Below are 11,112 nucleotides of genomic sequence, written 5' to 3'. Positions count from 1 at the left end.
GCGAGGCCGGCACCGATCTCAGCGACGGCGCCGTTCAGGTCGCTTCGCTCCACTATGTCGACCCGCAGCGATTTGGCGAGGCCTTTGCCGAGAGCATGGCCGGCTCCTACGACGTCAGGATCGTGCCGGAAAACGTGTCGGTCGCGCCACGTGCCAACGCCGATGACCAGGCACCGGCCTTCGCCGAGGAGATCATCCCTTTCACCAAGGATCTCGCCATCACGGAAGCCTTCGCAGATTCGGGCTATACGGGCGAGGACGCCGCCGGCATGGCCGAGGCGATCACCAAGCTCTTGAACGCCCCGGCGCTCAAGGCTGGAACCGTGCTGCGTGTTGGTCTCGAGGTCCATGGCGACGCCGCCAAGGTCGTGCGCACCAGCGTCTACGATCGGACCCAGCATATCGTCACCATCGCGCTCGACGATCGCGGCCAGTATGTGCCGGCGCAGGAACCGGAGCCCAATCCGGAGTTGCTGACGGCGTTCGATGATTCGTCGGCGCCAGTGGTGGTGCGCGGCAACCTCCCCAACGTCTATGACGGCATCTACCGCGCCGCCTATTCCTACGGCATGTCCAAGGCCATGACGCAGCGGCTCATCAAGCTGTTGGCTTCCGATGTCGACTTCCAGTCCCGCCTCAATCCGGCCGACCGTCTCGAAGTGCTGTTCTCGCAGCCCGACGGCGACGACCAGACCTCGGACAATTCCGAACTGCTTTACGTCTCGGCGACCTTCGGCGGGCAGACGCGCAATTTCTACCGCTTCCAGATGCAGGACGGCAGCACGGATTATTTCGACGAGGACGGCTCGAGCGCCCAGCAGTTCCTGCTGCGCAATCCGTTGCCGGCCGGAAAGTTCCGCTCCGGCTTTGGCGCGCGCAGGCACCCGATCCTCGGCTATGTCCGCATGCATACCGGCGTCGACTGGGCAGCCCCCATCGGCACGCCGATCATCGCCGCGGGCAATGGCGTCATCGAGAAGGTCGGCTGGGCCGGCGGCTATGGCAAGCAGATCATCATTCGCCATGCCAACGGCTATGAGACCTCCTACAATCACCAGAGCGCTTTTGCCAAAGGCATCGAACCGGGCGTTCACGTCCGCCAAGGCCAGACCATCGGCTATCTCGGCCAGACCGGCCTCGCCACCGGCCCGCATCTTCACTACGAGCTGATCGTCAATGGCACCAAGGTCGATCCGATGCGCGTCCGCCTGCCCGTCGGCAAGGTGTTGAAGGGCGAGGACCTTGTCGCCTTCAAGCGTGAACGCGAGCGCATCGACGACCTGCTGAAGCAGGAAGACAGTGATTCGCTGAAGGTCGCGAGCGCCAAGATCGAAGGATAGTTCCTTCGATCCACCCGTCAGTCGCGAGGGTTTTCGGCGGGCCGGCGCCATGGCAATGATTCGCCTGAAATCGTCATCCAGGCGATGACAGCCGAAAGCAGGCAAAGCAGCGCCGTTACAAAGGAAACAGCCGAGAATGCGGCGTCGCTGGCGGCAAGCCGTGCGGCGTCGACAGCCGGGGCCAGTCCGGTCGTCGCCGGTTCACCGAACCCCGGCACGCCGGGCAAGGCGCTGCCATCCAGGGCCTTCGCGTAGACCCAGGCGGCAAGCGACCCCATAGCCGCAACCGCAATCAGGCCGCCTATGCGCGAGACGGCATTGTTGATACCGGAGGCCGCGCCCGTATCCTTGTCTTCCACCGCCGTCATGATCGCGGTCGACAGCGGCGACACCACCAGCGCCATGCCGAACCCCATCAGCGCCATCAGCGGAAATGTTCCGGTCCAGAAATTGTGGATACCGGCATGCGTCAACAAGCCAAGCCCGGCGAAGGCGAAGGCAACCACCAGACTGCCGCTGGCGATCGGAAAACGCGGTCCGATCCGGTCGGACCACTGGCCGACAGGCCCAGATAGCAGTGCGATCAATGCAGACAGCGGCAGGAAGATGAAGCCGACCTCGGCCGTGCTCAGCCCCCAGCCGGCGATCAAAAGCATGGGCAGGTAGAAAAGATTGGCCGACAGCGCGAAATAGAGGAAGAAGGTCGCGAGATTGGCGCCGGCGAAGGCGCCGATGCGAAACAGATTGAGATCGATCATCGGCTCGCGCTGCCGGCGCTCGTAGAAAATGAAGACAAAAAGCAGGACCACGCCGGCAACGATTGCCGAACCCGACATGAATCCGGCAGCCTCCGCGTTCATCGCCGTCAGCCCGTAGGCCAGCAACCCGAAGGCCAGTGTCGCCAGCGCCGCGCCGCCAAGATCGAGGCTGCGCTTTTCGGTCGGCCGATCCGTCGGGATCTTGGCGAGCAGCAGGTAGATCGAAACCAGCCCAAGCGGCAGGTTGATGGCAAATATCGCACGCCAGATTCCATTGCCGAGGGTCGACAGCACGAAACCGCCCAGCACCGGACCGAGTGCCGTGGTCAGCGCCGAAGCGGCGGCCCAGATGCCGATTGCGCGGCCGCGCTCCTTTTTCGGATAGGCCTTGGCGATGATGGCAAGGCTGCCCGGCACCATGATCGCCGCGCCGACGCCCTGGATTGCACGAAACGCGATCAGCACCGCCGGATTGGGCGCCAGCGCGCAGGCCAATGAAGCGGCGATGAACAGCGCGATGCCGGCGACGAAGGCGCGGCGCAGGCCGAAGCGGTCGCCCGCAGCACCGCCGGCAAGGATGAGCGCCGAAAGCGTCAGCCCATAGGCATTGGATATCCACTGCGCTTGCGCCAGGCTGGCGCCGAGATCGACGCGGATTGCCGGCGTGGCGATGGCAAGGATCGAACCGTCGATGAAACCAAGCGCTGAAGCCAGGATCGCGGCGATCAGCACATAGCGCCGCTGCGACTGCGGGCAGAACGTACCGTTGGCGGTCGGCGGCGGGACGGCAGCGGCTTTGCTCGGTGAATGCATGCAACCTGCATAAACCCGCGGCGCGCCTGCAACAACCAGCCAGCGGTCCCGGTCGTTGAAACCAGCTGCGCAGCCACCTGGCCGCATTGGCAGGTGCCGGCCCACGCAGGTGCAAACAAGCGCCGGCATGCTAAGTTTTCACGCGGCATCGAATGGGAGCCGATCAGGCAGGGGAGAAAATCGATGAAGCGACCGCTCGAACCATCCCAGTCCGGGCTCCACCGCGTTGTTGGCCTGACCGACGGCGTCTTCGCCATCGCGCTGACCCTGATCGTTCTGGAGATTCGTGTACCGACGCACGAGGCGATCCATTCCGAAGGCGATCTCCTCGACGCCGTCCTGGCGTTGGCGCCGCGCTTCCTGACCTATGCGCTTTCCTTCCTGACGCTGACCATCTTCTGGTTCGGCCAGCAGGCGCAGCATGGGTTGATCACCAGATCCGACAGGCGGCTGGCAACGCTCAATTTGTGCTTTCTCGCCTTTATCGCCCTGCTGCCGTTCTCGACCGATCTTCTGGCCGACTTCCTCGAATTCAGAACCGCGGTCGCCGTCTATTGGCTCAATCTGCTGATGCTCGGCGTCACCCTGATCGCCAGCTGGCGCTATGCGGAGAAAAATGGCCTTCTGGCGGAGGACGTCGACCTCGAAACGAAACGCACGGTCTACCTTCGCATCGTCAAGGCGCAGCTTCTGTGGGCGGTCGGCGCCCTGCTCTGTCTGGTCACCCCGCTGCTCAGCGTCGGCTTCATTCTCATGGTGCAGCTGATTTATGCCGCGACACCGAGCGCGAAATGGTTGCGCAGGATGATCGGGTAGAGCAATTCCAGGAAAAACGTGGCGGTTTCCCGGGAAAAGCGCGCAGCGCAGGAGCGGCTCGGAAGTCCATCGAACACTGAACCGCTCTAGAGCATTTCCTATTTTGGGAGAATCGTAGGATTCCCAAAACCGGATGTTTGTGATTCAAGATGCTGGCTGGATTGGAGGCCAGCATCTGATGACGCGAGCGCTTTCAAATGATCTTCGTGAGCGTGCAGTAGCGGCAGTTGTCGACGGGGAGACCTGCCGTGCGGTTGCCTCGCGCTTTGGCGTTGCGGTTTCCTCTGTGGTGAAGTGGTCGCAGCGTTACCGTGCCACCGGCTCGGTGGCGCCGGGCAAGATGGGCGGACACCGTAAGCGCGTTCTGGAGCCCCATCGGGCTTTCATTGTGGAGCGGATCAATCAGACCTCTGAACTGACGCTGCATCGGCTGAAGGACGAGTTGGATGCGCGCGGGATCAAGGTCTCGCACAATACGGTGTGGCTGTTCTTGAGGCGCGAGGGCCTGAGCTTCAAAAAAACGCTGTTCGCCCTTGAGCAGGCACGCGCCGATATTGCCCGCAGGCGTCAGCGATGGCGATCCTGGCAGACCGGCCTCGATCCGCAGTGCCTGGTCTTCATCGATGAGACCTGGATCAAGACCAACATGGCTCCGCTGCGCGGTTGGGGGCCGAAGGGCAAGCGGCTGCGCGGCCTGGCTCCGCACGGCCACTGGCGCACGCTGACCTTCCTCGGCGCGCTGCGCTGGGATCGGCTCACAGCGCCTTGCGTCTTCGACGGCCCGATCAACGGCCAATGCTTCCGGGCCTATGTCGAGCAGCAGCTCATCACGGTGCTGAAGCCCGGCGATATTGTCGTCATGGATAATCTGGGAAGTCATAAGTCGGCGGCCATCAGGCAGATGATCAAAGCTGCCGGCGCCAGGCTTTGGTACCTGCCGCCCTATTCCCCGGACCTCAATCCGATCGAGCAGGCCTTCGCCAAGATCAAACACTGGATGCGCCAAGCTCAGAAACGTACAATCGAGGACACTTGGCGCCACATCGGCCACCTCGTCGAAACAATCGAGGCAGCCGAATGCAGGAACTACTTCGAAAACGCAGGCTACGCTTCCGTCAAGATATGAAACGCTCTAGCCGGCGACGAACGCCGCATCGTCTCAGTCGACGAATTCCACCGTCACGCCGGGCGAAACCAGCTTGGCCAGTTCGCGGGCATCCCAATTGGTTAGTCGCACGCAACCATGGCTTTCGGTCTTGCCGATCTTCGAGGGATCCGGCGTGCCATGGATGCCGTAGGTCGGCTTGTCCAACGCGATCCACACCGAGCCGACAGGGCCATTCGGGCCGGGCGGAATGGTCAGGACCTTATTGTTCTCGCCCTGTTTGAAATTGATGTTGGGGTTGTAAGTGTAGTTCGGATCGAGCGCGACACGGGACACGGCATGAATGCCGGACGGCGACGGCGTGTCGGACGAGCCGATGGTGGCGGGATAGGCCGCGACCAGCTTGCCCGCCGTATCATAGGCAAAGACCTCTTTCTTGCCCTTGTCGGCGACGATACGAGCCACCGGCGACGACACCAGTCTGCCGAAATTGGCAACCTTGATGATCGTTCCGGGACGGTTGAAATTGGCCTCCGGGTTGAGCGCCTTGAGATAGTTCTCGTCCATGTGGAAGCGCTCGGCAAGCGCTTCCGTGACCGACGTATAGCCCATGCGGTCGAGCTGCGCCTTCTGGCTGTAATCTTCCGGGATCGACGCAACATAGGGACCGGCCGCATCCTCCGGCGTGATCGTGTAGTTGGCCAAGGCATCGCCGCCCGATTGTGCAAGGGCCGCCTGGATGCCGACGGCGTCGGTCGATCGCAGATTGCTGCCGGTGATCTGGTTGTAGGCAGCCAGCGCCTTGTCGACATTCGAACCGAAGCGCCCGTCGATGACGCCAGGCGAAGCGCCGCCGCGATCAAGCAGCACCTGCAGAGCCGCGACATCCTGGCGTGCTCCGAGCGAAAGCGACGGGTCGACCACAGTCTTGCCGCCTGCTTTCGGCGGTAATCCCGCTTCGTCTGCAGGCGCCGGCTGCGCGGCGGGAGCCGTGGGCTGGACCGGCTCTATCGAGGCCTCGTTCAGCGGCTGGCGCTTGACGGAGGGCGGCGTTGCCGGCTGGGGCGCTTCCGGATAGTTGTCGTCGTAGACGCCGTCGCCGCCGGGGGCCGGCGGGTAGGCCTCGACGGAATTGTCGCCATAGGGATCATATTCCTGGACGGGCGGCGCGATGACCCGGCCTTCGTCTTCCATCTGCCTGCGGCGGAAGCGTGCCATGTCTTCCGGATCGTCGAGATAGTAGCGGTCGTCGTCGGCGGGAACGCGGCCGAGTTCGCGCAGCCGTGTCTCGCGGCGCAGCGCGCGTCGGTCGAGCCTGGTCTGCGGCGGTTGGATGGCGACGACCTTGCCCGTGTCCGCATCGACGATGACGCGGTTGCCCCTGGCGTCGTAATAGATGTCGAGATTGCCGTCCTGGGCCAGCAGGATGCCGCCGTCAGCGGGGCGGACGACCCGCGGCGAAGCGTCCTCAGTCGGCGCGGCGAACGCGCTTGAAAACGCCAGTCCGGCCGCAAGTGCCGAAAGGGTGAAGATCGTCCGCAACATGGTGGGCAAACTCTCCGGTCCGTAATTGCCGTCGCAGGCGGCTTTCGCGCGTAGCGAATCCTTCGCCAGCGAACCACCGCCCGACCATAAGGTTCCAATATGAACCGGGCATGAAGATGGCGGTTTTCCGGCGCCTCGACGAATATCAGCTAAATGCATATCGTCCAAAAGCGGCCCGGTTTGGGGCGAACGACATGCATAGAACCAAGAGCTAAAGCGCGTCGCCTGAATCCGTCGAACGTGACGCGCTTTAGCCTCAGGCAAGTCCCAGTTCCCTTCGCGCCTGCTTCGTCAACTTCAGGGCGACAAGACGATGGCTCTCGCGCAGGTAGTCCTTCAGCGCGCCATCATCCATGCTCTTGCTTGTCTGGCGCTGGATCCATTTCATGCCGCGCGAGGCAAGATAGGGTGCGGGCCGCAAGCCCGGCTGCTCCTTCAGCACATCATAGGCAATGTCGGAACATTTGAAGGTGATGAAAGGGTCGCGGCCCTCGCTCCAGCCGCCGATCGCAAAGACCTTGGCGCCGACCTTCCAGACATGGGCGCCGCCCCACTGGACGACATGCGATGTGGCGGGCAGCGAGGCGCAGAAGCCGTTATAGTCGTCCAGCGTCATGCGTGCTCCTGCCGAAAGACGCGGAAAAGCCGCGCGCCCGTCCTGGGCGCGCGGCGTTCAATCATGCTGCCGCTTCGGTCGCGACGACCGTCGGCTTCGAACGGAAATTCAGCCGGTCGGAGCCGGCGGTCACCTTGACGGTCGAGCCGTGGAGAATCTCGCCGAGCAGGATCTTCTCAGCCAGCGGATCCTGCAAGTCTTTCTGCATCACCCGCTTTAACGGCCGCGCGCCATAGGCAGGGTCGTAACCCTTGGATGCCAGCCAGTCGATCGCCTCCTGGTCCAGCGACAGCGTGATCTTGCGGTCGACCAGCAGGTTCTCCAGCCGCTTGAGCTGGATTTCGACGATGCGGCCCATATCCTGCCGGCGCAGCCGATGGAACAGGATCACCTCGTCGACGCGGTTGAGGAACTCCGGCCGGAACGACGCCTTGACGACGTTCATCACTTCGTCGCGAACCTGGTCGACATCCTGGTCCTCGCGGAGATTGACCAGGTATTCGGCGCCGAGGTTCGACGTCATGATGATCAGCGTGTTGCGGAAGTCGACCGTGCGGCCCTGCCCATCGGTGAGCCGGCCGTCGTCGAGCACCTGCAGGAGCACGTTGAACACGTCGGGATGCGCTTTCTCGATCTCGTCGAACAGCACGACCTGATAGGGCCGGCGCCGCACCGCTTCGGTTAGCGCGCCGCCTTCCTCATAACCGACATAGCCGGGAGGCGCGCCGATCAATCGGGCAACCGAATGCTTCTCCATGAACTCCGACATGTCGATGCGCACCATCGCGCTCTCGTCGTCGAACAGGAAGTTCGCCAGCGCCTTGGTCAGTTCGGTCTTGCCAACACCGGTCGGGCCGAGGAACATGAACGAGCCGATCGGCCGGTTCGGATCCTGCAGGCCGGCGCGAGCGCGCCGCACTGCCTTGGAAACAGCTTGCACCGCCTCGCCCTGGCCGACGACGCGCTTGCCGATCTCGTCTTCCATGCGCAACAGCTTGTCGCGCTCGCCTTCCAGCATCTTGTCGACCGGAATTCCGGTCCAGCGCGAGACGATGTGGGCGACATGATCGGGCGTGACCACTTCCTCGACCATGCCGGCCTTGCCGTCCTGGGCCTCGGCTTCCTTCAGCTTCTTTTCCAGTTCCGGGATCTTGCCATAGGCAAGCTCGCCGGCGCGCTGGAACTCGCCCTTGCGCTGGGCGATGGCCAGTTCGTTGCGCGCCTCGTCAAGCTGCTTCTTGAGGTCGGCGGCGAGCCCGAGCTTCTGCTTCTCGGCCTGCCACTTCGAGGTCATCTCGGTCGATTCCTCCTCGAGGCTGGCGAGGTCCTTCTCGAGCCGGGCAAGCCTGTCCTTCGAAGCTTCGTCCTTCTCGACCTTTAGCGCTTCGCGCTCGATCTTGAGCTGCATGATGCGGCGGTCGATCTCGTCCAGCGCTTCGGGCTTGGAATCGACCTGCATGCGAAGCCTCGAAGCGGCTTCGTCGACGAGGTCGATCGCCTTGTCCGGCAGGAACCGGTCGGCGATGTAGCGGTTGGACAGCGTCGCCGCCGCGACCAGCGCCGAATCGGAAATGCGCACCTTGTGGTGCTGTTCGTATTTCTCCTTCAGGCCGCGCAGGATCGAGACCGTGTCCTCCACCGTCGGCTCCTCGACGAAGACCGGCTGGAAGCGGCGGGCGAGTGCGGCATCCTTCTCCACATGCTTGCGGTATTCGTCGAGCGTGGTGGCGCCGACGCAGTGCAGTTCGCCGCGCGCCAGCGCCGGCTTCAGAAGGTTGGACGCGTCCATGGCGCCGTCCGCCTTGCCGGCGCCGACCAGGGTGTGCATCTCGTCGATGAACAGGATGATGCCACCAGCAGCGGCAGTGACCTCGGAAAGCACGGCCTTCAGCCGCTCCTCGAACTCACCGCGATATTTGGCGCCGGCGATCAGCGCGCCCATGTCGAGCGCCATCAGTTGCTTGTCCTTCAGCGATTCCGGCACGTCGCCATTGACGATGCGCAGCGCCAGGCCTTCGGCGATCGCCGTCTTGCCGACGCCCGGCTCGCCGATCAGCACCGGATTGTTCTTGGTGCGGCGCGACAGCACCTGGATGGTGCGGCGGATCTCGTCGTCGCGGCCGATGACCGGATCGAGCTTGCCGGCGCGGGCATCGGCGGTGAGATCGCGCGCGTATTTCTTCAGCGCGTCATAGCCCTGTTCGGCATTCGCCGAATCGGCGGTGCGGCCCTTGCGGACGTCGTTGATCACCTGGTTGAGCGCCTGCGCGGTGACGCCGGCCTTGGCCAGTATGTCTGATGTCTTGGCTGATTTCTCGACCGCCAGCGCCGTCAGTAGCCTTTCGACCGTGACGAAGCTGTCACCGGCCTTCTTGGCCAGTTCCTCGGCTGTCGAAAACACCTTGGCCAACGGCTGTGCCAGATAGAGCTGGCCGTTGCCGCCCTCCACCTTGGGCATCGCTTCGAGTGCCGTCTCGATGCCGAGCTTGACGTCGCGGACGCTGCCGCCGGCGCGCTCGATGAGCGACGCAGCCAGACCCTCGTCGTCATCGACGAGCACTTTCAGGATATGTTCGGGGGTGAATTGCTGGTGGTTGCGCGAGAGCGCCATCGTCTGCGCGGATTGGATGAAGCCGCGCACGCGCTCCGAGTATTTCTCAAGATTCATACCTGTCTCCTTCCATCACCGGCCCGCTTTGCGGCACCGGATCAGATTGCGGTGACGGACCCGCCCGTGAGAGCCGGGTCCAGTTGAGGCTGATATGGTGCGCTATCCGCGAACCCTCAAGACGTCTTGATGTCTGCGAAGGCATAATATTCCACGGCCGCGCAAACGAAAACGGCGGAGATTTCTCTCCGCCGTTCAACGTATCGAGGCGTCGCCGCTCAGTTGTCGATGTCGGCGATCGCGGGGTCGGCGTTGCCATTGTCGGCCGGGGCGGCCGCCACCTCGCCAGCGTCGGCATTGTCGTTGCCGCTGGTGATCTGGTCGGCATTGCCGCGCGGGCGGCGCGGACGCCTCGGACGACGGCTGGGACTAGTCTCCGCGGCCGTCTCATTGAGTTCGGCCTGGGCAGCGAGCCCGGCCGGCGACAGGTTCTCGAACAGTGGCGCCGCCTGCTCGACCGGCGCGACGGATTCGGCTGGCGTGACGGCCTCGGCCTGTTCGGCCGTCTCGTTGCGCTGCTGCTGGGCACCCTGCTCGGCGGACGAACCATAATCGCCGCGCTGACTGTTCTGGCCATAGCCGCCATTGGGGCGGCGGTCGCGATGGCGTCCGCCATTATTGTCGCGGCCGCCACTGTTGCGCCCGCCATTATTATCACGATCGCGATTATCACGATCGCGGCCGTTTTCCCGGTTCAGCGCGACTTCGGCCGGCATGCCTTCGATAACCGGCTGCGGACCCGCGCCGTGATTGATCACCGGAACCGGCGCATCCGCAACGTTGTTGCCGGCGTTGCCGGCATTGTCGAACTCGTCGCGATCCTCATCGCCATCATCGTCGAATTCGTCGCGATTCTGCTGGACGTTCTGGATCGGCATCTGCGCCTGCGCGGCCGCAATGATGCGATTATAGTGCTCGGCGTGCTGGAGATAGTTCTCCGCCATCACCCGGTCGCCGGAGCTTTGCGCATCACGGGCAAGGGTGGCGTACTTTTCAGCGATCTGCTGAGCAGACCCACGGATCTTCACGTCCGGGCCGTTGCTCTCGTAGTTGCGCGTCAGGGGATTTGGCCCCTTGCGGTTGTTGTTATTGTTGTTGTTGCCGCCGCCGCCATTGTTGTTGCGACCGCGCATGCGCCTGTTCTGCTGTTGTGGCCTCATTCGACTCTCTTCATATTGAAATTTTCGAAAACTCTTCACGAACGGTGGCGCTCATGCAGCCAGCCGTTTCGTTTCTTCACCGGCGTTCGCCCGCATCAATTGCGTTGGCGCCACGTGCCATCCTGTTCCGGTTACATCACTTGCCGGACGATTCCCGCACGAAGCTTGGGCGTCGTTTGCGCAAGAAGGCAGCTATTTCCAAGGAAAACCGAATCGCTAAGAGCACTGCCTGCTTCGTCTCATCCGGTTAACGCGACCCTAGCCGCATTCCCCGGCATTGCCAAGCGGTTT

General features: G+C 63.3%; 8 protein-coding genes (1 of these 8 only partly in view). 3 read left to right on the top strand and 5 right to left on the bottom strand.

Annotated features, from left to right (window positions below):
* A protein-coding gene (locus FJ946_RS10725; protein ID WP_181165386.1) for a M23 family metallopeptidase crosses the window boundary here: on the top strand, positions 1-1,340 show its 3' portion. It extends 631 nt beyond the left edge of the window; only the last 1,340 of its 1,971 coding nucleotides appear in the window; its start codon lies beyond the left edge, outside the window; the stop codon is at positions 1,338-1,340.
* 17 nt (positions 1,341-1,357) lie between these two features.
* Here the strand turns inward: FJ946_RS10725 and FJ946_RS10720 are convergent, their stop codons facing one another.
* Complete coding sequence (locus FJ946_RS10720) at positions 1,358-2,911, bottom strand: MFS transporter (RefSeq protein WP_140565956.1); 1,554 nt, start codon at positions 2,909-2,911, stop codon at positions 1,358-1,360.
* A gap of 183 nt (positions 2,912-3,094) precedes the next feature.
* Between FJ946_RS10720 and FJ946_RS10715 the strand changes: the two genes are divergently transcribed.
* Positions 3,095-3,727: a TMEM175 family protein gene (locus FJ946_RS10715; protein WP_140565953.1), complete on the top strand. Its 633-nt coding sequence runs from the start codon at positions 3,095-3,097 to the stop codon at positions 3,725-3,727.
* Positions 3,728-3,860: 133 nt separating this feature from the next.
* The gene (locus FJ946_RS10710) at positions 3,861-4,853 is read left to right on the top strand and encodes an IS630 family transposase (RefSeq protein ID WP_140565951.1); all 993 of its coding nucleotides are present in this window, start codon (positions 3,861-3,863) and stop codon (positions 4,851-4,853) included.
* 33 nt (positions 4,854-4,886) lie between these two features.
* Here FJ946_RS10710 and FJ946_RS10705 read toward each other — a convergent pair whose 3' ends face one another.
* The 4 genes from FJ946_RS10705 to FJ946_RS10690 all read right to left on the bottom strand — a co-directional run bounded on the left by FJ946_RS10705 (position 4,887) and on the right by FJ946_RS10690 (position 10,821).
* Positions 4,887-6,377 (bottom strand): L,D-transpeptidase family protein, encoded by a 1,491-nt coding sequence (locus FJ946_RS10705; RefSeq protein ID WP_140558176.1) that lies wholly within the window; start codon positions 6,375-6,377, stop codon positions 4,887-4,889.
* Between the two features lie 256 nt (positions 6,378-6,633).
* Entirely contained in the window at positions 6,634-6,993 is a 360-nt protein-coding gene (locus FJ946_RS10700) for an MmcQ/YjbR family DNA-binding protein (protein WP_140565948.1), read from the bottom strand.
* Positions 6,994-7,054: 61 nt separating this feature from the next.
* Complete coding sequence (gene clpB / locus FJ946_RS10695) at positions 7,055-9,661, bottom strand: ATP-dependent chaperone ClpB (protein WP_140565946.1); 2,607 nt, start codon at positions 9,659-9,661, stop codon at positions 7,055-7,057.
* 218 nt (positions 9,662-9,879) lie between these two features.
* Positions 9,880-10,821, bottom strand: coding sequence for a DUF4167 domain-containing protein (locus tag FJ946_RS10690; protein WP_140565943.1), 942 nt, complete (start codon positions 10,819-10,821; stop codon positions 9,880-9,882).
* Between the last annotated feature and the right edge of the window lie 291 nt (positions 10,822-11,112).

It is taken from the genome of Mesorhizobium sp. B2-4-7 (genome assembly GCF_006442685.1).
Lineage (GTDB): Bacteria > Pseudomonadota > Alphaproteobacteria > Rhizobiales > Rhizobiaceae > Mesorhizobium.
This window is presented reverse-complemented; position numbering and strand designations above follow the sequence as displayed.

Coding starts and splice junctions, on each gene's coding strand:
- FJ946_RS10690 (WP_140565943.1), bottom strand. CDS start 10,821: ATGAGGCCACAACAGCAGAACAGGCGCATGCGCGGTCGCAACAACAAT.
- FJ946_RS10720 (WP_140565956.1), bottom strand. CDS start 2,911: ATGCATTCACCGAGCAAAGCCGCTGCCGTCCCGCCGCCGACCGCCAAC.
- FJ946_RS10710 (WP_140565951.1), top strand. CDS start 3,861: ATGTTTGTGATTCAAGATGCTGGCTGGATTGGAGGCCAGCATCTGATG.
- clpB (WP_140565946.1), bottom strand. CDS start 9,661: ATGAATCTTGAGAAATACTCGGAGCGCGTGCGCGGCTTCATCCAATCC.
- FJ946_RS10700 (WP_140565948.1), bottom strand. CDS start 6,993: ATGACGCTGGACGACTATAACGGCTTCTGCGCCTCGCTGCCCGCCACA.
- FJ946_RS10715 (WP_140565953.1), top strand. CDS start 3,095: ATGAAGCGACCGCTCGAACCATCCCAGTCCGGGCTCCACCGCGTTGTT.
- FJ946_RS10705 (WP_140558176.1), bottom strand. CDS start 6,377: ATGTTGCGGACGATCTTCACCCTTTCGGCACTTGCGGCCGGACTGGCG.